26 protein-coding genes are annotated in these 26,911 nt (G+C 49.5%); 10 read left to right on the top strand and 16 right to left on the bottom strand.

The window, feature by feature from the left end; all coding sequences use genetic code 11:
- Positions 1-190: 190 nt before the first annotated feature.
- The 6 genes from pflB to Q0X25_RS01055 all read right to left on the bottom strand — a co-directional run bounded on the left by pflB (position 191) and on the right by Q0X25_RS01055 (position 5,931).
- The gene (pflB, locus tag Q0X25_RS01080) at positions 191-2,461 is read right to left on the bottom strand and encodes a formate C-acetyltransferase (protein ID WP_298578515.1); all 2,271 of its coding nucleotides are present in this window, start codon (positions 2,459-2,461) and stop codon (positions 191-193) included.
- Positions 2,462-2,473: 12 nt separating this feature from the next.
- The gene (pflA, locus tag Q0X25_RS01075; protein ID WP_298578514.1) at positions 2,474-3,244 is read right to left on the bottom strand and encodes a pyruvate formate-lyase-activating protein; all 771 of its coding nucleotides are present in this window, start codon (positions 3,242-3,244) and stop codon (positions 2,474-2,476) included.
- 251 nt (positions 3,245-3,495) lie between these two features.
- A complete protein-coding gene (locus tag Q0X25_RS01070) occupies positions 3,496-4,266 on the bottom strand; it encodes a Crp/Fnr family transcriptional regulator (RefSeq protein ID WP_298578512.1) in 771 nt (256 codons plus the stop codon).
- A 17-nt stretch (positions 4,267-4,283) separates the two neighbouring features.
- The gene (locus Q0X25_RS01065; RefSeq protein ID WP_298578510.1) at positions 4,284-4,868 is read right to left on the bottom strand and encodes a methylated-DNA--[protein]-cysteine S-methyltransferase; all 585 of its coding nucleotides are present in this window, start codon (positions 4,866-4,868) and stop codon (positions 4,284-4,286) included.
- Positions 4,869-4,939: 71 nt separating this feature from the next.
- Positions 4,940-5,428 carry a hypothetical protein gene (locus tag Q0X25_RS01060; RefSeq protein ID WP_298578509.1) on the bottom strand — a complete coding sequence of 163 codons (489 nt, stop codon included), beginning with the start codon at positions 5,426-5,428 and terminating at the stop codon, positions 4,940-4,942.
- A 53-nt stretch (positions 5,429-5,481) separates the two neighbouring features.
- Complete coding sequence (locus tag Q0X25_RS01055; protein WP_298578508.1) at positions 5,482-5,931, bottom strand: LytTR family DNA-binding domain-containing protein; 450 nt, start codon at positions 5,929-5,931, stop codon at positions 5,482-5,484.
- A 367-nt stretch (positions 5,932-6,298) separates the two neighbouring features.
- Here Q0X25_RS01055 and Q0X25_RS01050 point away from each other — a divergent pair, with 367 nt between their 5' ends.
- From Q0X25_RS01050 to yaaA, 3 genes are all read left to right on the top strand, one after another.
- The gene (locus tag Q0X25_RS01050; protein WP_298578507.1) at positions 6,299-7,237 is read left to right on the top strand and encodes a 3-hydroxyacyl-CoA dehydrogenase; all 939 of its coding nucleotides are present in this window, start codon (positions 6,299-6,301) and stop codon (positions 7,235-7,237) included.
- A 116-nt stretch (positions 7,238-7,353) separates the two neighbouring features.
- Positions 7,354-7,815: a thioredoxin-dependent thiol peroxidase gene (bcp, locus tag Q0X25_RS01045; RefSeq protein ID WP_298578506.1), complete on the top strand. Its 462-nt coding sequence runs from the start codon at positions 7,354-7,356 to the stop codon at positions 7,813-7,815.
- Positions 7,816-7,827: 12 nt separating this feature from the next.
- Entirely contained in the window at positions 7,828-8,586 is a 759-nt protein-coding gene (gene yaaA, locus Q0X25_RS01040; RefSeq protein ID WP_298578505.1) for a peroxide stress protein YaaA, read from the top strand.
- A gap of 305 nt (positions 8,587-8,891) precedes the next feature.
- On the opposite strand, the gene Q0X25_RS01035 is transcribed toward yaaA, so the two are convergent.
- The 8 genes from Q0X25_RS01035 to Q0X25_RS01000 all read right to left on the bottom strand — a co-directional run bounded on the left by Q0X25_RS01035 (position 8,892) and on the right by Q0X25_RS01000 (position 18,500).
- Positions 8,892-9,881, bottom strand: coding sequence for an SGNH/GDSL hydrolase family protein (locus Q0X25_RS01035; protein WP_298578502.1), 990 nt, complete (start codon positions 9,879-9,881; stop codon positions 8,892-8,894).
- 8 nt (positions 9,882-9,889) lie between these two features.
- On the bottom strand, positions 9,890-11,485 hold the full coding sequence (locus tag Q0X25_RS01030; protein ID WP_298578500.1) for an MBOAT family protein: 1,596 nt from the start codon (positions 11,483-11,485) through the stop codon (positions 9,890-9,892).
- An 8-nt stretch (positions 11,486-11,493) separates the two neighbouring features.
- Positions 11,494-11,733 (bottom strand): acyl carrier protein, encoded by a 240-nt coding sequence (locus Q0X25_RS01025; protein WP_298578498.1) that lies wholly within the window; start codon positions 11,731-11,733, stop codon positions 11,494-11,496.
- Positions 11,734-11,799: 66 nt separating this feature from the next.
- Positions 11,800-13,311 (bottom strand): amino acid adenylation domain-containing protein, encoded by a 1,512-nt coding sequence (locus Q0X25_RS01020; RefSeq protein ID WP_298578496.1) that lies wholly within the window; start codon positions 13,309-13,311, stop codon positions 11,800-11,802.
- A gap of 209 nt (positions 13,312-13,520) precedes the next feature.
- Positions 13,521-14,555, bottom strand: coding sequence for a cell wall metabolism sensor histidine kinase WalK (locus Q0X25_RS01015; protein WP_298578494.1), 1,035 nt, complete (start codon positions 14,553-14,555; stop codon positions 13,521-13,523).
- A 2-nt stretch (positions 14,556-14,557) separates the two neighbouring features.
- Positions 14,558-15,325, bottom strand: coding sequence for a response regulator transcription factor (locus Q0X25_RS01010; protein ID WP_298578492.1), 768 nt, complete (start codon positions 15,323-15,325; stop codon positions 14,558-14,560).
- A 115-nt stretch (positions 15,326-15,440) separates the two neighbouring features.
- Positions 15,441-16,646, bottom strand: coding sequence for a DUF975 family protein (locus Q0X25_RS01005; RefSeq protein ID WP_298578490.1), 1,206 nt, complete (start codon positions 16,644-16,646; stop codon positions 15,441-15,443).
- 174 nt (positions 16,647-16,820) lie between these two features.
- Positions 16,821-18,500, bottom strand: a complete 1,680-nt coding sequence (locus tag Q0X25_RS01000) for an OPT/YSL family transporter (RefSeq protein WP_298578488.1) — start codon at positions 18,498-18,500, stop codon at positions 16,821-16,823.
- Positions 18,501-18,831: 331 nt separating this feature from the next.
- Between Q0X25_RS01000 and Q0X25_RS00995 the strand changes: the two genes are divergently transcribed.
- From Q0X25_RS00995 to murB, 5 genes are read left to right on the top strand one after another with little or no spacing between them, the layout of a single operon-like run.
- Positions 18,832-19,713 (top strand): DegV family protein, encoded by an 882-nt coding sequence (locus Q0X25_RS00995; RefSeq protein ID WP_298578486.1) that lies wholly within the window; start codon positions 18,832-18,834, stop codon positions 19,711-19,713.
- A 24-nt stretch (positions 19,714-19,737) separates the two neighbouring features.
- Entirely contained in the window at positions 19,738-20,430 is a 693-nt protein-coding gene (locus tag Q0X25_RS00990) for a class I SAM-dependent methyltransferase (RefSeq protein ID WP_298578484.1), read from the top strand.
- Positions 20,431-20,457: 27 nt separating this feature from the next.
- Entirely contained in the window at positions 20,458-21,138 is a 681-nt protein-coding gene (locus Q0X25_RS00985; protein WP_298578482.1) for an AzlC family ABC transporter permease, read from the top strand.
- Positions 21,135-21,464 (top strand): AzlD domain-containing protein, encoded by a 330-nt coding sequence (locus Q0X25_RS00980; protein ID WP_298578480.1) that lies wholly within the window; start codon positions 21,135-21,137, stop codon positions 21,462-21,464. The genes Q0X25_RS00985 and Q0X25_RS00980 overlap by 4 nt, the downstream gene beginning before the upstream one ends.
- 58 nt (positions 21,465-21,522) lie before the next feature.
- Positions 21,523-22,446: a UDP-N-acetylmuramate dehydrogenase gene (gene murB / locus Q0X25_RS00975; protein WP_298578478.1), complete on the top strand. Its 924-nt coding sequence runs from the start codon at positions 21,523-21,525 to the stop codon at positions 22,444-22,446.
- A gap of 20 nt (positions 22,447-22,466) precedes the next feature.
- Here the strand turns inward: murB and Q0X25_RS00970 are convergent, their stop codons facing one another.
- Together Q0X25_RS00970 and Q0X25_RS00965 are read right to left on the bottom strand one after the other, a co-directional pair.
- A complete protein-coding gene (locus Q0X25_RS00970) occupies positions 22,467-23,030 on the bottom strand; it encodes a hypothetical protein (protein ID WP_298578476.1) in 564 nt (187 codons plus the stop codon).
- A gap of 68 nt (positions 23,031-23,098) precedes the next feature.
- On the bottom strand, positions 23,099-24,463 hold the full coding sequence (locus Q0X25_RS00965) for a PFL family protein (protein ID WP_298578474.1): 1,365 nt from the start codon (positions 24,461-24,463) through the stop codon (positions 23,099-23,101).
- A 342-nt stretch (positions 24,464-24,805) separates the two neighbouring features.
- Here Q0X25_RS00965 and Q0X25_RS00960 point away from each other — a divergent pair, with 342 nt between their 5' ends.
- Both Q0X25_RS00960 and Q0X25_RS00955 read left to right on the top strand, forming a co-directional pair.
- The gene (locus Q0X25_RS00960; RefSeq protein ID WP_298578472.1) at positions 24,806-25,963 is read left to right on the top strand and encodes a CapA family protein; all 1,158 of its coding nucleotides are present in this window, start codon (positions 24,806-24,808) and stop codon (positions 25,961-25,963) included.
- Positions 25,964-26,184: 221 nt separating this feature from the next.
- Positions 26,185-26,907, top strand: a complete 723-nt coding sequence (locus tag Q0X25_RS00955; protein ID WP_298578470.1) for a TetR/AcrR family transcriptional regulator — start codon at positions 26,185-26,187, stop codon at positions 26,905-26,907.
- The last annotated feature ends 4 nt before the right edge of the window (positions 26,908-26,911 follow it).

Genomic DNA, 26,911 nt, shown 5'->3' with positions numbered 1-26,911 from the left:
TCAAATTTCGAAGTAGGCGAGCGTAAAACCGCAGGTCAGATTTTCCTCTACTTCGAGAAACGAACCATCTTTTGAAATGAGCTATCGAGAAACGAATCATCTTTTGAAGTTTTGCTAGCCCGAGCCATACGCGCCATAAGCAGCTCGGGCCATTGCGCTCTAGTTGACGATTTGCTCCATGAGCGCAGCGCTACATCTGATCGTGACAGGCACGAGCAATAACATCAAGCTGCTGCTCACGTGTGAGGTCGATAAATTTAACCGCATAGCCAGAGACGCGAATCGTGAAATTCGCGTATTCTTCCTTTTCCGGATGTTCCATGGCATCCTTGAGCTTGTCGGTATCAAAGACATTCACATTGAGATGATGCGCGTCTGCGGCAAAGTAACCATCCAGCACGTTCACCAAGTTTGCCTTACGCTGCTCAAGGTCATTACCAAGCGCGCCAGGACTAATAGTCTGGGTGTTAGAGATACCATCAAGCGCGTACTCATAGGGGAGCTTTGCTACAGAATTGAGCGAGGCAAGCAGACCGTTCTGCTCGGCACCATATGCAGGGTTGGCACCAGGAGCAAAGGGCGTATAGGGCTTGCGACCGTCAGGCATGCCAGCCGTTGCCTTGCCATATACCACGTTAGAGGTAATGGTAAGAATAGAGGTGGTTGGCTCAGAATCACGATAGGTGTGATGCTTTTTGATTTTGGTCATGAATGCCTTCAGCAGCCAGACAGCGATATCGTCCGCGCGGTCATCGTCGTTGCCGTAACGAGGGAAATCACCTTCGGTCTCAAAGTCGTAAACTATGCCATTTTCATCGCGCAAGCACCTGACCTTGGCATATTTGATTGCCGAAATCGAGTCGACAACGTGTGAGAAACCCGCAATGCCTGTGGCAAACGTACGACGAACGTTGGTATCGATAAGTGCCATCTCGGCAGCCTCGTAATAGTACTTATCATGCATGTAGTGGATGAGGTTCAAGATGTTGACATAGATGTCAGCAAGCCAATCCATCATGAGGTCAAACTTGTGCATGACCACATCGTAGTCCAAGTATTCAGACGTAATAGGAGCATACTCAGGGCCAACCTGCATATTGTGTCCCTGCTTGTCCTTAAACTTGTCATCGACACCACCGTTAATAGCGTAGAGCAAACACTTTGCCAGGTTTGCACGAGCGCCAAAGAACTGAATTTCTTTGCCAGTTTCGGTGGCGGATACGCAGCAGCAGATGCTGTAGTCATCGCCCCAGACAGGACGCATAATGTCATCGTTTTCGTACTGAACCGATGAGGTAGTGATAGAAACCTTAGCGGCGTAATTACGGAAGCTTTGGGGGAGATTTTTTGAGTAGAGAACCGTAAGGTTGGGCTCGGGTGCAGGCCCCATATTTTCAAGTGTATGCAAGAAGCGGTAGTCGTTTTTGGTCACCATGTGACGACCATCCATGCCAAGGCCAGCCATTTCAAGGGTTGCCCATACGGGGTCACCCGAGAAGAGCTCGTTGTAAGAGGGGATGCGGGCAAACTTGACCATACGGAACTTAAGCACCATGTGGTCAACAAGTTCCTGAGCTTCAGATTCGCTGAGTGTCCCTGCGGCAAGGTCACGTTCAAGATAGATATCGAGGAAGGTGGAAATACGACCAACAGACATGGCTGCACCGTTTTGAGTCTTGATAGCAGCCAGGTAGCCAAAGTAAAGCCACTGGAAGGCTTCGTGCGCATTGGCAGCAGGAGCAGAGATGTCATAACCGTAGATCTTGGCCATCTCTTTCATACCCTTAAGGGCACGAATCTGCTCAGCAATTTCCTCACGCAGGCGGATAACATTGTCAGTCATGCTGCGACCACCGCAATTGGCGAGGTCTTCTTGCTTTTTGGCGATGAGGAAGTCGATGCCATAGAGTGCAACGCGACGATAGTCACCAACAATGCGACCACGACCATAGGTATCGGGCAAGCCAGTGACAATATGAGAGTGACGTGCGGCGCGCATCTCGGGGGTATACGCATCAAAGACGGCTTGGTTATGAGTCTTGTGGTACTCGTTAAAAATCTGGTCGTACTTATCGTTTATGTGATAGCCATAGGTTTCGGCTGCCTGCTGGGCCATCTTGATACCGCCATAAGGCATAAAAGCGCGCTTGAGAGGCTTGTCAGTCTGAAGACCGACAATGCGCTCCAAGTCTTTCATAGCGCAGTCGATATAGCTAGGACCATAGGCAGTGAGGCCAGAGACAATTTCGGTTTCGCAATCAAGAACACCGCCATTTGCGCGCTCCTGAGCCTGGAGCTCCTGTACCTTGCTCCAGAGCTTGTCGGTTGCCTCAGTGGGGCCTACGAGAAAAGACTCGTCGCCCTCATAAGGCGTGTAATTTTTTTGGATGAAGTCTCGCACATTGACGTCTTCAGTCCAGTGGCCTTTCGTAAAGCCGCTCCATTCGTCACGAACTTGCATCTCTATGCCTCCTTAGCAGGTATGCTGTGCATCGCAGGTTTGCTGCGCATCGCAGGTATCGGTTCCCAAAAGAATTCGTTCGGCATGAGCCACACGTTCTGCCGTTGGTGGCTTGGTATCTCCCAAGGTATAGGGGATGCCAAGCTCGTCCCACTTAAAGCTGCCGAGACGGTGATAAGGCAACACCTCAATACGTTTGACATTATTTAATGTTTTGATAAAAGCTCGCATTTGTTTGAGGTAGTTGTCGTCATCTGTGATGCCGGGAACGAGCACGTGTCGTATCCAGATGGGTTTGTTGATACAGGAGAGGTAGCGAAGGGCATCAAGGATGTTTTCGTTGCTCTTGCCCGTAAGGGCTTTGTGCTCAACAGGGTCGATATGCTTGATGTCTGCGAGAATGAGGTCAGTGACTTGCATGAGATTTTGGAATTTTTCATAATAAGGCTCTTTTCGTGAAAAAGGCGCAAGTGACGTATCAAGGCAGGTGTTAATACCGCGGCTCTGTGCTTTGGAAAAGAGTTCAAGCAAAAAATCGATTTGCAGAAGCGCTTCGCCTCCGCTTACCGTGATGCCACCCTCTTCTCCCCAGTAGTTACGATAGCGTTCGGCCTGATCTAATAGCTCATCAGCACTTTTTAGCTCACCTTTGTCGAGCGCCCAGGTATCAATATTGTGACAGTAGCGACAACGCATCGAGCAGCCTTGGAGAAAAATAAGATAACGCACCCCAGGGCCGTCGGCCGAACCAAACGACTCTGTTGAGTGAACTCTTCCCAGCATGCGTTACATCTCCTTGCGGCAATTTCTTGCGTTGTGTAACGTCCAATCTAGAGGGGGAGAGGAGTACATTCTATGATTAGAATCAAGTTACAGGAAATTCATGGCATCGCCGCAGATACGACCCTGGTTATTCACCACGTATTTTGTTAAGACGCAAGCTCGTTGGAAAAAGCATTGTTGCACACGGGCCATACGTAAAAACAGCAGCATACGACTGTTTGGTCTCACGCGTACTTTTCTTCCATGTCTGCTTAGTTGCTCCCGACTGCTACGTCGTGTAAAGCAGAACGATCGAGCAACAAAAGTCTTCCCTGTCCTACTCTGCGCAACATACCCCTGCGTTCAAAGGCGCTCAGGGTGCGAGAGACGGTTTCGGGCCGTAGTCCAACAGAGCTCGCAATATCTTGTAACTTAAGACGAATTTCAGGGCCGACGCAGCGCTCATCTCGATACAAAAGATATTCCGCAAGCCTGCGTTGAGGGTCACGTATGCCGAGCATCATAATCTTTTCTTCAGCTTCAAAAAGTTCTGCGCCAATCATGTGTATCAGTCCTATGGCCACCTTAGGATTGTTTTTGATCAGCGTTTCAAAATGAGAGCGGCGAATGATATAGAGATCCACATCAGTAAGGCAGCCTACGGAGTAGTGATAGGTCTGCTCTTCCATGAATACGCCGCGCCAAATTGCCTGCCCGTCATGGAGAACGTCCAATACATATTCCTGACCGTTACTGTCGGTACGAAAAGTTTTGATACGTCCCGAGCGAACAATAATAATGGAATTAATAGGGTCGCCTTCATGTACCAAGATGGATCCTTTGGGACGCAAACTATGTATTGCTCCTGAGATAAGGCTTTCCTTGGCATCATCAGACAATCCCGCAAACAAAGGGATAGAACTTACAAAAGTGTGATCTGCATCCTTTGGACTGACAGTAGGGTTGACATTAGAGCTGACAGCGGGACTGACAGTAGTTTCCTGTGGGCTTCTGGAGGTGTTTTCGTAGTCATTTTCTGCCATGCTATCCCCGCTTTTATTCATATTTTGATGTCTTTTTGCATCAAATTTCTCATAGTTTTTTGTTCAAAGTCAAGCAGTTTTTGTTTGCGTTCAACGCCGCCTGCATAACCCGTAAGGCTACCATTTGCACCTATAACGCGGTGGCACGGAATAATAATTGAAATAGGGTTGCGTGCAACTGCTGCGCCAACGGCTCGAGGAGAAACGCGCTTCCCGCCATTTTGATGGTTTTCTATCTGTTGTGCAAGTGCGCCGTAAGTAGTGCATATGCCATAAGGAATTTGAGTTAACTGCGCCCATGCTTCTTCCTGAAAAGCTGTCCCATGAAGAGAAAAAGGAGGGAAGGTAGTAGGTATTTCTCCTGCAAAGTATGCATCAAGCCACGTGCAGCTACGTGAGATATACGGTGAGCTCAAAATACCAGCGTTTCTTTTGAGATCTTCATGGGGCAAATCTGTCGTTGAAAGGCCAAGACGTATTGCGAGCTTTTCTTCGAAATGTGCTTGGTTTTCAAACCATGCTCCACAGAGCCCTTCTGTGTTGGCAGCAAGAAAAATCTTGCCTAAAGGGGATGTGTAGGTAGCAAAAGAGACAGAAAACATCTTTTTCTCCAACTCAGCCATTCGCCTGACAAAATGAAGAAGTGAGCTTGTCAGCAGGATGGGATTGCTGCTTACTTGCCTTGTTGTTTACGGTAGGCGGCAAGACGTTCGCTGTAACTGGCGCCTTGATGGCGAAATGCAAGGGTAAAGCCAGCGGTCATAATGGCAAGTATGAGCAAATAGCTGACGATAAAACCAATCCATGCACCAAGATTTTTTGCAGGAAACCAAGCCCCTATTGAAGCGCAAAACGAAAGAACGACAAAGTAACTGAGACCAAAGCCGGCAATTCTTACGGGGTAGCTTGGCTTCATGAGCAAAAGATAGCTAAACCAAAACTGTTGTAACAATCCTCCCAAAAGGCTTGCGATGATAAGGGAAAAACAAATGGCGATTCCTTGGTTCCACTTGCCTACGGCTGCACAAACAGCGCAAGCGAGAAGCAGCCCTACCACTGCAAACAAACTGCCACTCAATATACCGCGTACAAATAGGGTTAATGATTTTTGCTCATAGGTCTTGCCAAATATGCTGGTACTGGTGTCATTTTCTGTTGTCATAATGGTCCTTTCTCGGGATGTGCATATGGTCGATAAAGCTATGGACAATAAAGCTATAGCATGCTGAGTCGTCGCTTAATTTCGGGTACATAACTACGCGTCACAAGTAGCTGCGTACCGTCTTCCAATTCGAGCATAAGGCGGCGATTGAATTCAGGTCGGATACGTAAAACCTTATCGAAATTGACAATAACCTGCTTCGAGATACGGATGAATTCTGTGCGTGCGAGTGACTCTTCTAGTTCGTAAAGGCGTTGAGGACTTTCGAGCTCAATACCGCCGCTGCAATGAATCCAGCACCGCTGAGTATGAATTTCAATGAATAGCACATCGTTATAGGGCAGTATGCGGTGCGTTACCGTACCAGGTTCATATGCGATGAGTTTTCCATCGATTGTCTTCAGTTGATCAACAATCTTGATTGCGCGTGGGTCGTTTGGTGCACTTGTTACGACCACCTTGATGTTGTGTTGACCTTCTTGTTGTATGTGCTGTATGACCATAGTCTCTCCTGTGTCTTTGTGTAATGAAATCATAGGGGAGCAAAGCAGAAATGTGCTGATGGATATGCCAACTTGCACAAGTTAAGGCTTGAGTTACCCCTTATAGGAAATCTGTTGTGTCACTTTGACCTTTGCTATGTCACTTTGACCGTGCAGATTATGGAAATCTACGAAATCCTTGTCTGCCACGACGCTGAGCAGAAAATACGCTCCATTTACCCAAGCAATCCTGGCGCTCATTTGACGGCTGTCTATTTACGTGTAGCGAGGGGTATAACTTGACTTGTGGCTGGCGAAGCGCGTGGCTCATAACATTCTCGCGACTTGCTTCGCTATACTTTTACAGTTCTTTGAAAGGAGCCAATACATGGGTATTAAGAAGGTCACCATTGCTGGTGGCGGTGTTTTGGGCAGCCAGATTGCCTACCAAAGTGCATTCAGAGGTTTTGACGTTACCATTTGGCTGCGCAGCGAGGCCTCTATTGGTCGTTGTGAGCCCAAACTTGATCGTCTGCAGGGAATTTATGTTGCGAGCCTAGAAGCTGCAAAGACCGACAAGAGTAAGTGGGCTCCTGGTTTTGGCAAGCTCGAAGAGGCAACTGATGAGCATATCGACGAGCTTAAGGCTGCTGCTGTTGCTGCTCGTACCAATCTTCATTTAACCACCGACTGGGATGAGGCTTTTAGTGATGCTGACCTCGTTATCGAGGCTGTAGCTGAGGATCCCCAGCAGAAGATAGCCTTCTATGAGGAGCTGCAGAAGCACCTTCCCGAAAAGACTATCGTCGTTACCAACTCCTCAACACTGTTACCCAGCACTTTTGCCGAAAAGACGGGGCGTCCTGAAAAGTTTTTGGGATATCACTTTGCCAATAATATTTGGATTGGCAATACTGCTGAGATTATGCCGCATCCTGGTACCAGCGATGATGTCTACCAACAGCTGGTACAGTACTCCCAAGATATCGCTATGGTTCCCATCCAGCTGCACAAGGAGCAGCCGGGTTATGTGCTCAATTCCATGCTCGTGCCCCTCTTGAGTGCAGCGCAGATGCTCTGGGCAAAAGATGTCGCGAGTCCTCAGGATATCGACCGCGTCTGGGAGATTGCTACAGGCGCCGCTCATGGCCCGTTCCGTATCATTGACGTTGTTGGTCTGACCACGGTGCTTAACATCGTTAAGATGCAGGTTACTACGGATGACCCCAACGATATTCATAATATCCTTATCAAAAAGATTGAGGCCATGATTGCCGAAGGCAAGACAGGCATCAATGCTGGCGAGGGTTTTTACTCTTATAAGTAGACGCTCCGCAGGCACATCGTGGTGCAGCTATGTTATGACGCAATGAGTAGTACCAGATAGATTCAAGCAGGACGTGACGCAAGAGCGTTGCGCCCTGCTTTTAAAAAAGGAGGATTATGTTAGAAATTGGAGCCATTGCACCAGACTTCGAGTTGCCCGATCAAGATGGTGTAACTCATAAACTCAGCGATTATCAGGGTAAAAAAGTTGTCTTGTATTTTTATCCCAAAGACAATACGCCTGGCTGCACCAAGCAGGCTTGTGGTTTTGCCGAGCGTTACCCTCAGTTCCTTGAGAAGGGTGCTGTTGTCCTAGGAGTTTCCAAAGACTCCGTGGCATCACACAAGAAATTCCAGGAGAAGTTTAACCTTCCCTTTACCCTGCTATCTGATCCTGAACATAAAATCATCGAGGCTTATGGCGTGTGGCAGGAAAAGAAAAACTATGGCAGAACCTATATGGGCATTGTGCGTAGTACGTACCTTATTGATGAGAAGGGCCATATTGTGCGCGTGCAGACCAAAGTGAAGGCTGCAGAAAACCCCCAGGATACGCTTGATCTGCTTGACGCCCAATAGATTGTCCCTGCGATGAGAATCATTTTTTCCCCAGCAAAACGTATGCGGAGTGAGGCTGATGACCTTGCTCCGCTTACCAAGCCGCTTTTTCTTGTACAAGCGCAAACAGTGCTTGAGTGGTTGCAGTCGCTTTCTTATGAGGAAGCAAAGCGCCTATGGAAGACGAGCGACTCTATTGCACAGGCAGCTTATGATGCGCTTGCGCAAGCAAATCTAGAACGCGGGCTTGTACCTGCGATTTTGTCATATGATGGCATTGCTTTTAGCTATCTTGCGGCCGGTGTTTTGGAAGAAGAACAGCTGGCCTATTTGCAAGATCATCTGCTTATACTTTCGGGACTTTATGGTGCGCTGCGACCTTTTGATGCAGTGGTGCCCTATCGCCTAGAAATGCAGGAAAAAGCGCAGGTGGCTGGTACACGCAGTCTTTATGAGTATTGGGGCGATGCAGTCTATCAAGAAGCAATGCGTGGCGTAGGTGCTGACCATGTGGTTGTTAACCTTGCTTCCAAAGAGTATTCACGCATGGTTGAGCGCTACCTTACGCCGCAAGACCGGATGGTTAGCTGTAATTTTGTCGTTGAAACTGCGCGTGGTCTGGTGCAAAAAGGAGTTTATTGCAAGATGGCTCGTGGCGAAATGCTGCGTTACGCTGCCGTGCACCAGGTCAAAGCGCCTGAAGAACTCAAGCAATTTGACTCGCCGGATTGGCGCTTTGCCGACGCGCTTTCTACGGATTCCGAGTTTTTCTTTATAAGGAAAGCCAACTAAGTCCGCTCAGCCCGCCTCGTGTATGCGACTGCCGCTGCTGTAGGTGTGCTTTGGTGTCAGCTGGCCTAGGCGCGCGTTTATCACAACTGCCGCAAATACACTCTGAGCCGTAGATGGTTCGAGTTTCGACGCCTCAAACAAAAGATGGTTCGAGTTTCGAAGTAAGCAAGTGTAAAAGTGCAGGTCAGATTTTCCTCTAGTTCGACAAACGAACCATCTATTGAAAAAAGGCTCGAAGCTTGAACCATCTTTCATTTGCCATGTGGGATCCGCATGACATGAACCATCTGTCATTTTTTGGGACGCTACTTTTGGTCCCCAGTGGGCTTATGGCCAATGCCAAAGTCGGCGTAAAGACGATCGGCGAGCCAGTTGCTGGCCTTGGTAGCACCCGCAAGATTAAGATGTGTACCACCGTCGCGTGAATCGACCGACCAGTCGATACCAACCTTAGATGAGGGATCATTCATGTCGTAATAGGTAACACCGTTCTTTTTTGCCCAGCGTTCAAGCTCAACATGTCTTGCAAAACTAAACTCGCGAGCATTTGGGGCGCTCACCAGCACTAATTTTGCACCATGCTCTTCACAGCTTTTCTTTAGGTCGTTGAGGTAGTACTCGGCGATGGGAGTCAAGGAAATCTTGTCGCCCTTGTCCTTCATATAATCTCCGCCCTTGTACGGGACTACTCGATCTTTCTTTTTATAACCCATATGCGGAGCAATGCCTTGGGGATTGTCGTCCATGTGTCCTGTGACAATAAGCTTCCAGTTGCTGTGGTAGCGCAACAAAGGACAAACTCTGCGACCAACATCCTGCATAACCATGCGAACGCCCGTACGGTGGAAGAAGTTGTTGGTTTCGGCAACAACAACCTTGGTATGGTGATAGTTAAACGTGTCAGTGGCAATCTCATCGGACTCGGCGAGCTTTTGTAGTGGACGAGCAGAATTGTATGAGCGGATGCCTATACGTTTTTCAATAAGCTCAGGAGCAAAACTGCCTTGTGCACTTGAATCGCCAACAAAGATAAGGTCGAGACTGTTGCGGTCAAGCAGTGTATAGTCAAACTGATTAGAGTAGTGAAAACCTAAGGTGACCACAGGGTTGTGTGGTGTCACTATCGCAGAAAGAACCAGCAGAACTGCATAGAGTACGGCCATAAATCCCAGCGAGCGCATAATGCCATGCAGGAGGGACGGCGTGTCTGAGTGTTTTTTCTCGGCGGAAGGCTGTTGCCCAGCAACATGCTGCTTTGTTGCAGCCGTCTCGCAGTTCTTCTTTTCTTCAATCATGGTTCATCCTAGAAGTTGGCGTAAATCGAGGGAATGGCATCATAGCCAGGTCCATAGGCTCCAAAGGTCAGCATAAAAGCGACCAAAGCAATGCCCACTGCCCAGCGCAGTGCCGTACCATGCCTGAGTAACAGCGGACGTAGGGCGATATCACACTCATGAGTAATATCGACAGCAAGCATTAATGCGCCGCCAATAAGCGCAATGCTGAGGTCGGCAGCAGAGACGCGGAAGCTAAGCCACAGATTGTCAACGAGTGGTTCTGTGCCTGGGCCAGCAAAGATAGACTTAAACATCTGTACAAAGTCAGTGAGCGTATCGGCGCGGAACAGCATCATGCCGACAATGACCAGCACTACGGTGCGTATCATTGCGATACCCTGATTAAGCAGACCATCGCGCTTGATACCCGCGCGCTCAAAGAAAGCAGCAAACAAAGGTTCCAGTACCATGCCTACTATGACTAGTGCAAAGTAGTACAGGCCATAGGCGAGGTATTTCCAAGCGGCACCGTGCCAAATACCTGTAGCAGACCATACGGCAAGCAAAGGCAAAAGAGTTGGCACAATGCGTACGGCGTTGCCCTTAAGATGCTTGCGTGCCCAAGTTGAAAGTGCCCTTGTAGCACCTGATAGCGATACAGGATAAAAAACATAGTCGCGCAGCCATCCACCGAGCGTCATGTGCCAACGACGCCAAAATTCATTAACACTTTTTGAGAAGAAGGGCTGACGGAAATTCTGAGCCAACGTGACGCCGCATAGTTCGGCACTGCCGCGAGCAATATCTACAACGCCTGAAAAATCAGCGTAGAGTTGCAGAGTATAAAGCGCCGCAGCAATGATGACCATAACGCCCTCGTAGGAGGTGTGGTTGGTAAAAATCATATCTACCAAAGGTGCAATACGATCGGCAATGACAATCTTTTTTATCATGCCCCAAACGATGAGTTGTAGGCCATAGACTAAACGTTCACGACGGGCAATCTCTCCAGCACGTAGCTGTGGCGCGAGTTTGTCAAAGCGCCCAATGGGACCTTCGGTGAGTGTAGGGAAGAAGGACAAAAAGAGCGCAATGGTCCCCAGATTGTGGCAGGCAGGGTATTTACCTCGGTATACGTCAATGACATAGCCTACCGCAGACATGGTGTAAAACGAGATACCCAGCGGTAGCGCAACTGCTGCCGGCAAAATCTTGGCATCAGCGTTAAGCAGACCAATAAAGATGCTCTGAATAAAGGTACCATATTTGAGTATCACAAGAATACCCAGCAAAATGAGGGTACCGATGGTGCATACCAGGCGCATACGCTTTTGGGTGATAGCACGACGCTGTTTACGTTCATCGCGGGTTTCTTTACGTCCCTCAGGCTTTTGAATGGAATTTCTTGCCCGCTCAATAAGTAGCCCGCTGATCCAGGTGACCAAGGTGGCTGCAATGAGATAGACCACCAAGATCTTGCTGGAGTTCCAGAAGAAAGCGTAGCTGGCAGCCAACAAAATAATCCAGCGCCACCGCTTAGGGACAATAAAATAGGCAAGGTAGACAAAAGGGAGAAACACTCCAAGATAGAGTGCCAGACCCTTCCAGGCTGTGAGGGACACGTTATACTCTATTCGTCGAGGAGGCGCTCAATAAGTGCCGCAATGGAATCAACAGAAGCAAAGTTATCGGGTGTCATTTCTAGGGGAGACACGCGAACCTCAAACTCGTCTTCGAGAGCACTCACGAGCATAATAGAGGTCATCGAGTCGATGGCACCTGAACCTACAAGGTCATCGGTGTTGTCGATATCAACATCAGGAAGAATCTCCTGCAGCATATCGCGTACTTGCTCTTTGATTTCATCCATGGCATTCCCCTTCTTTTAAAAAATGACCGTTGAACAGTATATAGAAGTAAAAAACAGCAGGTAAAGCTACACACAACAAGCATCAAGCAAAGCATGACGATCGATTTTGCCATTGGCATTAAGAGGTAGTGTGGGCAGCAAGTTGATGTTGTCAGGCATCATATAGGTGGGCAGGCGATGAGTCAGCTGTTTGTGTAGCTCGTCTTTGTTGAGTTTGTTACCTGAAGCAAAGATAACAATATGACCTTGCGTAGGCTCCCAGATAGCCGCGCAACTTGCGACACCCTCACATGCAGCTGCAGCAGCCTCAATTTCACCCAATTCGATGCGATAGCCGTTGCGTTTGATTTGGAAGTCTCTGCGGCTCACATAACGCAAATCACCATCACGGGCAGGTCGAACAATATCGCCCGTGCGATAATAGAGCTGCGGGTCATGTGCATCGAGTGGATTGGTAACAAATGTTTCTGCGGTTCGCTTGGCATTGCCCAAATATCCCCGGGCAACAAAAGGTCCACCTACATACAGTTCGCCCTCATCATCAATGCCAGCTTCTTGACCGTCTTCGCGTATCACAATAGCTTTCATGCCCTCGCAGACACGACCTATAGGCAGCGATTCCTCGTCAGACAAGCGCCTGTTAACCTTGTAATAGGTACAAATATCGGTAGTTTCGGTGGGGCCAAAGAGATTGGCAAACTTTGCTTTGGGTAGCTTGTCCATCCAGTAATTGAGTGTGGGTGTAGGCATTACCTCGCCGGCAAAAAGAACTTTGCAGATATGTTCTAGCGGAGCGACGGATAGTACATCCCAACGAGAGAGCATCCCAAGAGCAGTGGGTACCCAATAGATAGTGTTGACCTTACGTTCGTTAAGCCAGTTTACAAGGGGCACTGGCCAACTAAAGAGTTGCTTGGGGATGATGTGCATCGTAGCGCCTTGGCGAATGGTGGCAAACATATCCGAGACAGACATCGAGAAGTACAGCGGTGTCTGGCTTCCAAATATGGTCTCATCGCTGATGTCAAAGCAGTTTGCAAACCAGCTGACATAGGAAATGACATTGGCATGGCTTACCATGACACCTTTGGGCATACCAGTTGAACCTGATGTATAGAGTACATAAAGTAAATCGTCGGGGTGAGTCTTGCAACGAATATCGGCCAACATGGTGGTATCGATATCCCCTGATGAAGCCTCGTCGATAGCGATACAAGCGCCAGGAAGTAGCTCTTCTCCAAGCTGGGCAGTTTGATCGCAGACCAAAATTGCTGCTGGCTTAAAGGATGTCACGATGTTCGCGAGACGCTCGCGAGGAGACTCAGCATCTAGGATGGCATAATGGCCACCAGCAGCGGCGATACCCAAGAGCGCGACAACCTGATCGACCCCACGAGGGAGCAGAACGGCTATTGCCTGCTGTGCTTTACCACGGTGTGCGAGCGTACTGCCTACGCTTTGAACTTGAGTGAGGAGCTCAGAGTAGCTTAGTTCTTTTTTATCGTCTGCATATGAAATCTTGTCAGCATGTCGCTGGGCTGACTCCTCAAGCCATTGAAGAACGTTTGTATAGGTCATACTTTTCCTTCCATGGTGCGCGATGCTCTCAATGCGTCGAGTTTAAAATGTTGACGTATCCGTTCAGCAGTGTGACAAGGATAACTTTAATAGTAGAAGGAAAATCTTAGGACAACCTTACATCTAAGCTTATTCTTTCTTAAGAAATGAGAAAAAAAGCCTAAATGAGTTGCAGCTAAATGAGCTGTAGTTAGTGTGCTGAGCGAGCCTTAGTCTTCAATAGTGCACGTTACCACAAACGCCTTGCTTAGCCATCCGTATGGCTGGTCAAGGCGTATTTGATAGCCGTGAAGATCGACAATCTTTTTTGCAATGGAAAGCCCCAGGCCACTGCCGTTTAAATTGGTGTTACGTGCCATATCGCCGCGTGAGAAAGGTTCAAAAAGCGCATCGGTATCTCCGGTGATGGGTATACCTGTATCGCCAATAACGACAGCGACGGCTCCTGCAAGATGAACAAGTCCTACATAGATGGTGGTACCAGCGGGATTATGTCTGATGGCATTGGTGATAAGGTTAGCAAAGACACGACCGAGTTGATGCGCGTCAGCGTAGATAGGAAGGGGCGTTTCGGGCACCTCAACCTCAAGTGTCATCCCTGCTTCTTCCGCATCGGTATAGCTGGCAGCAGCTTCGCTTAGTACGATTTGTGGTAGGTCGCAGCGCTCTCGAGTGAGGGCATAATTTTCACTTTCGAGCTTGGTAAAATCAAAAAGTACGTCAGTTAAGCGTCCCATACGATCAGCTTTTGCTTGGATAGAACGCAGATAACGTTCTTGGTCGGCAGGGTTGCTTACGAGGCCGTCTGCTAGCGCTTGGGCAAGACCACCGATACTCATCACAGGTGTGCGCAAATCGTGGGCCATATCAGTAATCATGAGATTGCGCCGAGCGTAGAGCTTTGCTTGCTCAAGATCGCGCCTCTTTTGTTCTTGTTTGACGCGACGCTCAATCATGCGGGCAAAGAGTAGTGAACCGACAAGTAAGGGAGCAAATATCAGCGATATGCCAAAGAGTGAGGTAGCGATACCGTGAGTCCAGGCTCCTGTATTGCCTTTTACTGCTGTTGCGAGAAGCGCAAAGGAATGACGGAAAACAATTCGCTTAGCGAAGGGCCAGATAATCCATTCGATAAAGACCACCAAACTACATACCAGCAAAAATCTAACGCTGAGATACCCGTTAAAAGATCCGAGTTCATTGGCGTTATTCGCGGGTACCTCTGGCTTGGTGTGGGGTGTCATAACTAGCGCTCCAAACGGTAGCCAAGGCCGCGAATGGTGCGGATGTAGACATTTGCATCGTCGGAGAGTTTGGAGCGAAGCTTGCTAATACATACCATGACGTTATTTTCAGCGGCCATGTAGGTTTCTCCCCAGCCCTTTTCGTAAATTTGTTGCTTGGTAAAAACGCGTCCAGGATGTCCCATCAGAAGTTCCATCACGCGGAATTCCACCGAAGTAAGCTCGATGGGTTTGCCTGCACGGGTGAGCTCGCAGGCATCTAAGTCAAGCACAAGGTCGCGCACGCTCAGCTGGCGATTTTCATTATGCTCAGCTTGAGGGGATGCGGTGGCTGCAGCGGTGCTTGATGTTTCTGCAGCTACAGGTTGGGAGGGAAGGGGTTGTGCATCAATAGCGTACACGCGGCGCATCAATGCATTGGAGCGCGCAACTGCCTCTAGGGGATTAAAGGGTTTGACTAAATAGTCATCGGCACCTAAATCCAAGCCAATAACACGCTCAGCATCCTGACCCTTTGCCGAAATCAAAATTACGGGCGTGGGTGCTGTGGCGCGTAGCTGACGGAGAATCTCATAACCGTTCACCTTGGGCATCATGATGTCCAAAAGACACAAGTCAATGGGCTGATCTGCAAGAACATCGAGTGCTTCTTGACCATCTGATGCTTCTACTACCTGATAACCAGCATTTTCTAGGTAGAGACGTAAGACCTCGCGAATCTCCGCTTCATCATCGGCAATCAGAATGCAACGATGTTCATTGCTGCTCATGTAATCTCCCCTTTAACTGCACAGGCGCCGCTCGAGTGTAATGCCCGGGCGGCGCATCTCAAGGCAAATGCTAACGCTAGAAAGTGATGCAAACTTAGCGTGAGGTGAGTCTCACTTAGAGAAGCGCCGTTTCGTCGGCATCGCTTGGACGAGAGCTATGGGGGCTATTGTCCTCGTTGCTCTCGGTATCCTCAGCTGCAGCAGTACCCGTATCGCTAGCAGCACCCTCATCGTGAACAGCGTTCTCATCACTGGCAGCACCCTCATCACGGGCGTCTTCCGTAGATTGCTCTGTAGAGGGCACTTCTGGAGTGAAAGCTTCATCGCTAGGAGTTTCGACAGGAGCTACAGCTACAGAAGTAGTGCTCATGGGATAGCTTACCGTAGGGGGTACAGGACCATGGTTGGCAGAAGCGTTCCAGCTGCTGTTTTGCTCATCCGCACTAAAGGGCAGATAAGACGAACTCGTGTTATAGCGTAGCGTCTCGTAAAGAGCGGCGTAAGTCATTTGGATGTAGGGCTCCACATAAAAGATGTCGAGAATGCCCAGGGTCAAGCCAGCAAGCAGATGCCAAGGGATAAAGGACAGGTCTAGTACAAAGGTCTGCCACTTATTACCATCCATCATCTGACGACTCTCCGCAAACGCACGCTCGCGGGTCATGGTGGGGTCATCTGCCAAAAGATAAGGAATCATGCGGTACTCATAGAACTTGATGATACCGGGGATAACGAGCAACAAAGACCAAGCAAAGATGTACAAATCCATAAAGAAGAGCGTTTTGAAGTTTTCACTAAAGTTGCGGTCAAAGCCACGACCAACCTCAGCAACATTGGCGGGTTGATGGAGGTTGCGCAGGAAAAAGCGGTTTATGCCAACACGCAGGGGATTGTAGATAAGAATTTGTATGGCGGCTGCGGCAGCTATAGCCACAACAATCGCCAGGATACCCAAGCCCAAAAATGGCAGCAGCACAATGGCAGGCAGAGATGAATCGTCGTATTCATGGTGTGGAAAAGCTATGTCTGAGTTATTCAGGACAAAGCTATCCTCATCTTCGCTAAAGCCGTATTCAAAGTCCTCATCAAAGTCATCAAAAAATTCGGGGTCGCTACTGCTGTAGTACTCAGACGAGCTGTAAGCTGCGCTCCCAGCTCCCTTGGTGACTTCCTGAAATGCCGCATTAGCAGCTGTCCCAGCACTTGCACCCACGCCAGCACCTGCAATTGCTGCTACCAAAAAAGCAACCAAGACGGTTTTCCAATAGTTGGCTCGCAGACTCCTCTTGGCTTTTTCTTTTAGTTCATAACGCTCCCACATGATGTCCCTCCTTGAACATCTGAGCTGTTTGCTGATGACACTATGATGATGCCCAAACCTAGTCAAGAGGTATACGATTCCCTAAGTTTTTCTTAAGTTCTTCTGCAATATAAGCAATTTATTATCTGTCTGTGAGCGCAGTATTTTCACGCCACGCTACGCCACGCCGAGACACTAGGCAAGCAAACCGGTGGCAACGGCAATCAATGCGATTATAACGCCGACGATGGATTCGCCACCAAGCAGACCAGAGGCTATGACAATGCCGTCCTCGTCGCCTTTGTTCTGAGGACGCATGCGGTCATAGATAAACTTAACAAGTGCCCCAATAGGAGCGGTGAGTGACAGATAAAGAGGCAGGTAAACGCCTAGTCCGAGCATCATGGCAGGTAGGCCAAAGCAGTGCAGCACCACTCCTGCAACAATGCCTGCAATAAAGGCAGAAAGGCTTGGGATACCAGCAACCATTGTTGCAACAACAGAAGCCTGGGCCGAGACAAATTCCTTGCCAGGACCAAAAGCGTCTGCACCATGTGCCGCAAGCAGTGCTGCCATAACCGCAACCGAAATTAAACAGCCAAGCAGAGCACCGATAGCCTGACCCTTCCACATGGCACGAGGACTGGTGCCAAGGAGCTGACCTGTCTTGAAGTCACTCATCACATCTCCGGCAAGACCACAAGCGACAGCCACGATACCTGCGACAAAGAAAAGCTTAACTTCGTCAGCTTCTCCCAAGGCAGCAACGGCTAGCAACACAATGAGGCCAAAAATTTCCATGGGATCGATGCCTGTTTGGCCAACAGACTGTGCGCTCATGATAGTGGTCACAAAACTGAGCGCCACAATAACGAGCATTGCTACAGGACCGAGCCCCAAGCCAAAGCAAATGAGCAGTGCCGCAGCAGCTATCAGCAAACCCAAAGCCCCCGCATCGGTACGAGAGAGCCAAGCCGACTCAGCGGTATCATCGCTTTGTATGGCATCACGGTGCTTGGATTGGCGCAAGAAAAAAACAAACTGAGGAATGATGTCTTTGACGATAACGCCAGCGCCAGATCCCATCATCAGACCCATACCTAAACTTGGCACAATGCGGCTTGCGGTCGCAAGGTCCCAGAGTCCAAGTGCGCTACCTCCTACCGTGAGACCAAAGTTGGCAAGCAGAGCGCCGCACAGCCAAAACGCTACAGCACTACCACCTACAAGAAAGCCGACAGAAAGCATCATGGGTGAGTTATAGATACCAAATGCAATGCCAGGAATGGGAAGCTGGGCTACGATGGGCGGCATGAGAGCCAATACATCGCGTGCGATACTCCAAAGACCAGCTACCGCCATTGAGCCAAAGAGTTTTTTGCCCGTACTCCCGCCAGCGGTACTTGCTTCTAAGGTCTGTGCTGCAGCAATACCGATGGGGTATTCCAATCCTGAACGCTCCACTAAACGACGGCGAAAAAGTGCTGTCCAACTAAGACCCAGCAAGGTACCACCGAGCGCCACGAGCAGCATGACCACCCAGTTGACGCGGTCAGCCATACCGAGCATCCACGCTGCGGGAATGGTAAACGCGAGGCCACCCGCAACCATGGAGCCTGCAGACATAATGATCTGTGTAATATTTGCTTCGTTTAAGCTGCGATGACCAAAAGCGCGCAACAGAGTGAGCGCCGTAATTGAGGTAAAAATCGTTGGCCAAGGAAGTGCGCCCATTTTAAGCGCGGTATAGACAGATGAGGCTGTGATGATGATGCAGCCAATGATGCCTATTACGAGACCCGTAGCCGTAAGCTCACCAGTAGAGTCGCTATCTGCGGACTTTTCGGGAGAGTTTGTTGATATCTTAGTTTTCACATTCGACCTTTCACCAGTTACTCTTGACATGCTGCGACCTTGGCGCGGGCTACTTACCCACGCCAAAAAGTTACGTGGCTCATACTTTTACCGTAAACATTGCCGGTTCATACTATCATTTCAAAGAAGTAGACGGCACTATTGCTGTTCGATTATCCTAAGAGCAAGTGTTTGCGTTGAGTTTGAAAATCAAGCTTGAGTTACGTTTTTTGCATTTAGCTAAGAGCTTTTAGTATTTGAATTGAGGCTTTCCGCGTCAAAAATGCGCTTGCTAGGTGAATAATAGGCATAAATGCCGGTCTTTTGGTCGGCAGTGAAGTGGAGGTAGACCATGTCAATCCGCATCATTACCGATTCTGCATCCGATATTGCTCAGGGTTCTCAGCAAGGCCTTGAAATTGTTCCTCTGTCCATCACCTTTGGTGAAGGCACCAACGCAAAGGTCTATTCCGATGGCATCGATTTGACTCCACAGCGTTTTTACGAGTTGTTAGTTGAGTCGGATATGTTGCCCAAGACAAGCCAGCCCGCCCCGGGGCTTTTTCGTGAGGCGTATCTGTCCGCTCGTGAGGCGAACGAAGATGTGGTAGTCGTTACCATTGCATCTGGTCTTTCAGGTACGTATCAGAGCGCTCAGCTCGCACTTTCCGAAATTGAAGCGATCGATTCTGAGTATGCAGCGCGCGTGCATATCATTGAGTCGGGCTCAGCCTGCGTGGGTCAGCGCGCGCTGGTCGAGTGGGCACTTCGCATGGCTCGCGAAGGCATGAGTTGCGAGCAAATCGTCAAGGAACTCGAGCTGCGTAAGCGCGATTTGCGCGTCGTGGTATTGCTTGACACCCTTGAGTATCTGCGCCGTGGTGGCCGCCTTACAGGAGGTGCTGCTGCGATGGGTGCACTGCTTTCTATCAAGCCTGTGGTCGAGCTTCGTGATGGCGTTATAAGTATTTTGGGCAAAGCGCGCGGTTCCAAAAATGGCAAAAACCTGCTTAACCAAAAGATTGAAGCAGTAGGTGGTATTGACTATGAGCTGCCTCTTAATGTGGGCTATGCGGGCACCTCTGCGCATCTTGCCAACAAATACATCAAGGACAGCTCTCATCTTTGGGAGAGCGCGGCGGGAAAGCCTCCCGTTTGGCCCATGGGTGCCACCATTGGTACGCATACCGGCCCAGGCGCTATTGCCGTGTCTTTCTTTGCCAAGCGCATATAACTACAGCGGTGTACGGGCGATGTGATGGATGTAGATTTAGGTCAAGCCCAACAGGAAGCAAGACAAGCAGGACTTGAGCTTATCAAAGACGAATGCGGCTTGGTTTTGACTGATGGTACGATGAAGCTGAGCTGTGATTTTATGGCTCTGCTACCGCGCTTGCGCCAGGATCGACTGGCACGTGAATTAGTAGTGCGAGCGGCGCGTATTAAAGCTGTCACGCAAGCCGTAGTGGTTGATGCCACAGCGGGTCTGGGCGAGGATTCGCTGCTTTTTGCCGCGGCAGGTTGCAAAGTTTTGCTTTTTGAAAACGATGCAGTCATTGCGGCATTACTGCATGATGGCTTGCAACGAGCGGCAGGTATAGCCCAGCTAGCACCTGTCGTTGCACGTATGCAGCTCTTTGAAAACAATAGTGTTGACGTGCTGCCTCGCTTGGCAAACAAGGTGGATGTCGTCTATCTTGACCCGATGTTTCCAGGTCGCAGCAAGTCAGCGGCAGTCAAGAAGAAATTCCAGCTCTTACATCAGCTAGAGCAACCATGCACTGATGAAAGAGCGCTGTTACATGCTGCGCTTGCAGCAAACCCGCGCAAAGTGGTTATTAAGCGACCTCTCAAGGCGCCAACACTTGCCGCTTCACATCCTAGCTATAGTCTTTTAGGTAAAGCCGTGCGTTTTGACGTAATTGTGCCACCGCAGACTTTGTCGCAATAAGACTCCCAAGCTATTAGAATGTTTCACATGATAAAAAGACTTAAAAAAACGATTCCTGTGGCATTGCCCGTCATGTTGGGCTACTTGGCCATTGGTCTGCCGAGCGGTATTCTTGCAGCTCAGGTAGGTGTTCCCGCATGGGCTTGTTTTGTTGTAAGTGCAACGATCTATTCAGGTGCGGGTCAGTTTATGTTCCCCAATATGGTGCTTGCAGGGGCAAGTCCGCTTGCGATTATCGCTTCGATTTCTCTTGTTAATACGCGCCAAGTACTTTATTCGGCGGCCTTTGCACCTTTTTTTCGCAAAACAAGCCGCCTACTCACGGTGGTTTTTTCAGCAACGGTAACTGACGAAACCTTTGGCATCAATCTCGACAAACTCTCACGCGCTGGTGAGGACTGGACCCCTCAAGATGCATTGGCAATAAATCTTGAAAGTATGTTTTCGTGGGCAAGCGCAAACTGCATCGGTGCGATGGTGGGACCTCTGCTTGCTTTGCCAACAGGAATTACCTCTTTTGCCATGACGGCTATTTTTATTTGCCTGCTTGTGGGCCAGCAAATGCGTATCGAAGCAATACTTGCCTTGGTAGTAGCGGTGCTGGGCGTTACTGTTTGCAAGCTGATAGGGCTGGGTGGACTAGCAGTCTTTATCGGGGCTTTGCTGGGCGTAATAGCAGGTACGGTGTATGGGGCGGTGAAATCATGAGTCCCTATGCGAGCTATCTTCTTATTTATGCGGGCGTTTTGCTTGAGATGCTTGTCTGTCGTGTGGCGCCTATTTTACTGCTCAAAGGACGTACCCTACCCGAGCGCGTTGAAGAGGCATTTTCATTGATACCCGTAACTGCTTTTGCGGCGTTGGTGGCAAATGATCTTATTCAGCCTGAGCTGTTGATGGGAGATCCCAAAGCAGGAATACTGCCTTTTGTGGCTGCGCTGCCCGTCATTTTTGTTGCAAAAAAGACAGGGTCGCTCATTTGGAGTGCTGTTGTGGGTATGCTTGCCTATGCTGCGCTGCTTTGGGCGGTGTGACGAAGCAGTTCAAATCTGTCAAACTAGTGATGTCTTATACCGCGAGGACGGGAGTACGATGTCGGAGTCTGCTTATGACCTTGAGGGTCTGGCGTGGAAGTTTCGCTCGATAGTAGGAGAGGAAGATGTTCTTCTCAACGAGCCTATGAGTGAGCATACGACTTTCAAGATTGGTGGTCCCGCCGATCTGTATGTGATTCCTGAAGATGCAGCCGAACTTGCGGAGATTCTTGATATTTGCCGTGAGCGAGAAGTACCGTATTTTGTCTTGGGCAAGGGCTCTGATCTGCTTGTTGCTGATGAGGGCTACCGCGGTGTGATTATTGGTCTTGCGGATGGTCTGACAGGCGTTACTGCTGACGATGAGCTGCTGACCTGTGAGGCGGGTGTGCCTTTGCGCGAGGCGTCCGAGATGGCGTGTGAATTGGGCCTGACAGGTCTTGAGTTTGCCTGTGGCATCCCAGGATCTGTGGGTGGCGCCTGCTTTATGAATGCTGGTGCCTACGATGGCTGTATCGCTGATGTCTTGTCTTGTGTTCGTGTGATTTTGCCAACAGGTGAGCAGCAGACTCTTGGCATTGATGAACTTGCCATGGGTTATCGTACCAGCCGCGTCAAGACGGACAATCTGGTAGTGGTAAGCGCAAGTTTTGCTCTTCGTTGTGGCGACCCCAAAAAAATCCGTGCCAAGATGGATGACTTCACTTTGCGTCGAGAAGAAAAACAGCCGTTGGAATTGCCAAGTGCAGGCTCAACCTTCAAGCGTCCTGAAGGTTATTTTGCGGGTAAGTTGATTACCGATGCAGGGCTTAGGGGCTACCAGTATGGTGGTGCAGGTATATCAACCAAGCATGCTGGCTTTGTTGTCAATCTAGGCGGCGCAACTGCAGCCGATGTTCGTGCGGTGATTGCGCATGTCCAAGATGAGGTTGAGCGTCAGTTTGGCGTCCATATGGAGCCTGAAGTTCGCTTTCTGGGTTAGAGCCATACCGCTTTTCCCTCTCAGGCTACCGCTTTTTCTCTTAAGTGTGGGGATGCACGAACCCCTGTACCCCTTACTTGGAAGTCGCAGATGAGCAATTTCCTCCTTTGAGCTGTTAGTCGCTCGTTGTAGTTAGTGCGGTAGTTGATACTGCTTGCAGGATAAAAAACTTCATCGGCGTGATAGGTCAGTTGTCGTTTTGTCTGAATATCCAGCAAAACAACGCCCACGCTGTAACCATCTGCTTCAAGCAGGGAAATCTCGTCGGCAAGATCGCCCATAGCGTCACTTTTTAGAAGTGCAGTCGCTTGGGGATTTTGCAGATAGGATTGATTGTGTTCGTCAAAGAAAAGAGGCAGCAGACTCGCAGTACTTGCAAATGGTTCGATCTCGTCTTGTGCCTCTGTATCAGGCTCTTTGACTGCATATCCTGTCGTTATGCGAGAAGTGCTATAGGCAGATGAGCCTGTAAAATCCGAAAAAGTTGAAGTGACAGGTTCTGCTTGGTCTCTGATTTGAGTTTTTTGGAAGGTGGTGACTACAAGCACGCCTACCCCTGCAAGGGCCGTAGTAAGCAGTGCCAAGCCCAGGCGCCTCACCTGGTATATGAGTCTTTGAACTGCCGATATGTCCTGCTCTTTGTGCATAGAATCTAATTTTTGAGCGAGTTGAGAGGAGCGGGGAAACGACCGCCGCGATGTGCAAGCACGCTGCCTGCATGCGGATTGACGGGCATGACTGGTGCAGAACCAAAGAGGCCACCGTATTCCAATACGTCGCCTTCCTTATGACCAATTGCGGGGATGAGACGGACAGCGGTGGTTTTATTGTTGATAACACCGATAGCCATTTCATCTGCGATGATGCCGGCAATAGCTTCAACTGGCGTGTCTCCTGGAATTGCAATCATATCGAGGCCGACCGAGCAGACGCAGGTCATAGCCTCAAGCTTTTCTAGTGACAAGGCTCCCGCCTCAACAGCAGCAATCATGCCCATATCTTCAGATACAGGGATAAAAGCACCTGACAGGCCGCCCACGCTGGAGCTTGCCATCACGCCGCCTTTTTTAACGCAATCGTTAAGCAGAGCAAGCGCGCACGTAGTGCCAGGGCCTCCACAGGTACCAACACCAATGATTTCCAAGATGCGTGCAACCGAATCGCCTGCAGCAGGAGTGGGCGCGAGCGACAAATCGACAATGCCTTTTGCGACACCGAGGCGGCGTGCTGCTTCGCGACTCATCAGCTCTCCCGCGCGGGTAATCTTAAAAGCGCTACATTTGATTTCTTCAGCCACATCCATCAAATCGGCATCCTCAGGCAGGCGCTCCAGCGCTGCTGCCATGACGCCAGGGCCAGAAACGCCTACATTGATGACGGCATCTGCTTCACCACTACCATGTACAGCGCCTGCCATAAAAGGAGAGTCCTCAACCATATTGGCAAAGACAACGAGCTTTGCTGCACCGTAACAGTTGATATCGGTGGTGAGACGTGCGGCATCAATCATCTTTTGTGCCATGAGCATAACGGCATCCATGTTGATGCCAGCGCGCAAGCTTGCAACGTTGACTGAAGAACACACGCGTGTGGTTGACGCGAGTGCTTCAGGGATTGAATCGATGAGTTTCCGGTCGGCGGCACCCATGCCTTTTTGTACCAAAGCAGAAAAGCCGCCCATAAAATCAATGCCTAGAGTTTCGGCAGCGCGATCCATCGCCTGTGCGAGTGGTGAAAAATCGTTGTCTACACAAGCTGCCGCTACCTGCGCAATCGGTGTAACTGAGACGCGCTTGTTGGCAATAGGAATGCCATACTCGCGCTCGAGTTGGGCGGCTACAGGTACTAATTGCTCGGCAGTCTGGGTGATGCGGTCATATACCTTGGTTGCCATGCGATCGATATCTTCGTCAGCGCAACCCAAAAGGGAGATGCCCATGGTGATAGTACGTAGATCAAGGTGCTGTTCGGCAACCATACTTCGGGTCTCGGCGACCTCTTCGGGGGTAATCGACACCTTTGCCTCCTCAAAAAAATGCCTGCAGCTGGATGGTTCTGCTTGCAGACAACCAAAACTTTCTCTGCTTGTCGCTTGCATCTTGTACCAGATGACTTTGCGGCTAACTTTCACATTATGACGCGTCTGTAAAGCTTTTGCCGTCTGCAGAATTACTGGGAGGTGAAAGGCAGACGAAAGTGGTGAGGCATGAGACACTATAGAGAACAATATGCGTTGTGCAGCAGGAGGTAGACGATGAGTTCAAAGCCGCATAGGAGAGTAACAAACAATAATCATCATTCCCGTAGGCCAATTTGGAATTGGCTGAGCGTTGCAGCTGGAGCTTTGCTGTTGATCATCGTGATAAGTAAGCTTGTTAGTGGCGCCGTGAGCCTTGGTGCGAGTACAGCAGCTAAACTTTTTGAGGGCGAGCACATGCCCATTGTGGGCGATCTCGATGTGCAAGCTGAAAAAAAGAAAGATCAAGTTACCATTAATTTGCTGGCCTCGGGTGATGTGGTTGTGCATGGTCCCGTCATCAAAAGTGGCCAAAAATCTGATGGTAGCTATAACTATGACCATCTGTGGAAGCATGTGACCAAAGAAGTACAGGCCGCCGACCTTGCCTTATTGAGCCAAGAGACGATTTTGGGTGGCAAGGACTTTGGCTATTCGGGCTATCCTGCCTTTAATGGGCCTACAGAAATTGGTGATTCCGAGGTCAAAGCAGGTTGGGACGTACTCGTTAAGGCATCTAACCACGTGCTGGATATGGGTGCAGAGGGCATAAGCGCAGAGCTTGCGTTTTGGCGTGAGCAACATCCCAAGACAGTCATCATTGGCATGGCAGATAGTAAGGAAAGCTACGAAAACATTTATGTCTACGAAAAAGAGGGCTTTCGCGTGGCATTTTTGAATTATACCTACGATACCAACGGCATTCCCATTCCTGAATCCAACCCCTATGCCACGCATCTCTTTGATGACGACACGATTCGCGCGGATGTGGCTCGAGCAAAAAAGAAGGCTGATCTGGTGATAGTGTGGGCCCACTGGGGTACTGAATATCAAGCAACTCCTGATGAGTTTCAGCAGCATTATGCCCAGCTCTTTAATGAGCTTGGCGTCGATGTCGTGATTGGTTCTCATCCGCATACCATAGGGCCTGTGGATACGATGACCAATACATCGGGTCACAAAATGCTGATTTTTTATTCTTTGGGCAACTTTATGTCCAATCAGATAGAAGGCACGATGACTTCGCTTGGTGGTCAGGTCAAGGTGAAGTTAGTAAAAGACAAAGAGGGTGCACGGGTAACAAATTGGGAGTTTGATCCTGTGGTAACTCAGCGTGCTGAAGGTACGGACTTTAGTGTGTACAAGCTTTCCGATTACACTGATGAGCTGGCAAGCAAGAACCTCACCGCTCTTACCCTTGAGAGCTGTCATAAGTACTGTGAGGATGTTTTGGGTTCTCACTATGACCGCAAAAGCTGCAGTCTTACGGGAAAGCTTTAACGGGCAAACTCTAACGGGCAAACTCTAGAGGTGACAATCCGCTTTCGGGATATAGAAAATGAGATGTCCCCGCTGCATTGCGGGATGGCATGCGCAAGAAAATATGGCGAGTCTGTGGCAGTCGACAAACTACGAGACTTTTGACACACTCTGAGTAATAATTCACACACTGTGTAATTTTCATACTCTGAGTAATAGCTTCTTCTTGTCAAAGGAGTTTTATGTCACAGACGCTGACTATGCCACTTGCGGCTGGAGCAGCCACTCGTTTGTACACAGCTGCGGGTGACCCGCGCACGCAACGTACGCGCTTGGCACTGCGCGATGCCCTCGCGACAGAAATTGTTTCGACAGGCGACTTATCTCAAATTACGGTCAAAGCAGTTGCTGATCGTGCTGGAGTGACTCGCCGTACGTTTTACTCTCACTTTCGGGACATTTTTGATTTGGTGGCCCAGATTGAGGGTGAGACTCTCTCGGATTTGCGCCCACTGATGGAAGATATTGCGGCAGTGCGCTTGGATGAGTTGGAAGTAGCGCTCGCAGCACAGGAAGCTTGTCCAGGTGCCGTGGCTTTACTGAGCTATTTTCGTGACCGTGCGAGCTATCTGTCGCCGTTGCTTGGTGATGGGGGAGATCCTGCATTTGCTAAGCGCATGAAGGTGGTTGCGCGCCACGCTATTGAAAAGCGTGCTCAAGAAGGTCTTGACCTGAGTGTCTTTGGTGCCTTTTTTGACTACTACCTTACCTATGTCATCTCGGCGGAGACGGGCGTGTTGGTGCGTTGGCTTACAACTGGCACTCATGAAAGTGTTGAGTTGATGGCACGGGTGATGACTTCGCTCATGTTTGTGCGTCCCGGCGATCTGTATGGCAAAACTATCGATTTTGATGCGCCAGCGTTTGGACTTTCGCTGCTCGCGAGCTTTATGGGTCAGGATTAGGAGA

It is taken from the genome of uncultured Olegusella sp., assembly GCF_947253395.1.
GTDB lineage: Bacteria > Actinomycetota > Coriobacteriia > Coriobacteriales > Atopobiaceae > Olegusella.
This window is presented reverse-complemented; position numbering and strand designations above follow the sequence as displayed.

What these genes read in the sequence shown, in the direction of transcription:
- pflB (WP_298578515.1), bottom strand. Translation starts at nt 2,461, where the DNA reads ATGCAAGTTCGTGACGAATGGAGCGGCTTTACGAAAGGCCACTGGACT.
- yaaA (WP_298578505.1), top strand. Translation starts at nt 7,828, where the DNA reads ATGAGAATCATTTTTTCCCCAGCAAAACGTATGCGGAGTGAGGCTGAT.
- Q0X25_RS00990 (WP_298578484.1), top strand. Translation starts at nt 19,738, where the DNA reads ATGGATGTAGATTTAGGTCAAGCCCAACAGGAAGCAAGACAAGCAGGA.
- bcp (WP_298578506.1), top strand. Translation starts at nt 7,354, where the DNA reads ATGTTAGAAATTGGAGCCATTGCACCAGACTTCGAGTTGCCCGATCAA.
- Q0X25_RS01010 (WP_298578492.1), bottom strand. Translation starts at nt 15,325, where the DNA reads ATGAGCAGCAATGAACATCGTTGCATTCTGATTGCCGATGATGAAGCG.
- Q0X25_RS01065 (WP_298578510.1), bottom strand. Translation starts at nt 4,868, where the DNA reads ATGTTTTCTGTCTCTTTTGCTACCTACACATCCCCTTTAGGCAAGATT.
- Q0X25_RS00985 (WP_298578482.1), top strand. Translation starts at nt 20,458, where the DNA reads ATGATAAAAAGACTTAAAAAAACGATTCCTGTGGCATTGCCCGTCATG.
- Q0X25_RS01060 (WP_298578509.1), bottom strand. Translation starts at nt 5,428, where the DNA reads ATGACAACAGAAAATGACACCAGTACCAGCATATTTGGCAAGACCTAT.
- Q0X25_RS01015 (WP_298578494.1), bottom strand. Translation starts at nt 14,555, where the DNA reads ATGACACCCCACACCAAGCCAGAGGTACCCGCGAATAACGCCAATGAA.
- Q0X25_RS00955 (WP_298578470.1), top strand. Translation starts at nt 26,185, where the DNA reads ATGTCACAGACGCTGACTATGCCACTTGCGGCTGGAGCAGCCACTCGT.
- Q0X25_RS00995 (WP_298578486.1), top strand. Translation starts at nt 18,832, where the DNA reads ATGTCAATCCGCATCATTACCGATTCTGCATCCGATATTGCTCAGGGT.
- Q0X25_RS01035 (WP_298578502.1), bottom strand. Translation starts at nt 9,881, where the DNA reads ATGATTGAAGAAAAGAAGAACTGCGAGACGGCTGCAACAAAGCAGCAT.
- Q0X25_RS01050 (WP_298578507.1), top strand. Translation starts at nt 6,299, where the DNA reads ATGGGTATTAAGAAGGTCACCATTGCTGGTGGCGGTGTTTTGGGCAGC.
- Q0X25_RS01070 (WP_298578512.1), bottom strand. Translation starts at nt 4,266, where the DNA reads ATGGCAGAAAATGACTACGAAAACACCTCCAGAAGCCCACAGGAAACT.
- Q0X25_RS01020 (WP_298578496.1), bottom strand. Translation starts at nt 13,311, where the DNA reads ATGACCTATACAAACGTTCTTCAATGGCTTGAGGAGTCAGCCCAGCGA.
- pflA (WP_298578514.1), bottom strand. Translation starts at nt 3,244, where the DNA reads ATGCTGGGAAGAGTTCACTCAACAGAGTCGTTTGGTTCGGCCGACGGC.
- Q0X25_RS01025 (WP_298578498.1), bottom strand. Translation starts at nt 11,733, where the DNA reads ATGGATGAAATCAAAGAGCAAGTACGCGATATGCTGCAGGAGATTCTT.
- Q0X25_RS01055 (WP_298578508.1), bottom strand. Translation starts at nt 5,931, where the DNA reads ATGGTCATACAGCACATACAACAAGAAGGTCAACACAACATCAAGGTG.
- Q0X25_RS00980 (WP_298578480.1), top strand. Translation starts at nt 21,135, where the DNA reads ATGAGTCCCTATGCGAGCTATCTTCTTATTTATGCGGGCGTTTTGCTT.
- murB (WP_298578478.1), top strand. Translation starts at nt 21,523, where the DNA reads ATGTCGGAGTCTGCTTATGACCTTGAGGGTCTGGCGTGGAAGTTTCGC.
- Q0X25_RS01005 (WP_298578490.1), bottom strand. Translation starts at nt 16,646, where the DNA reads ATGTGGGAGCGTTATGAACTAAAAGAAAAAGCCAAGAGGAGTCTGCGA.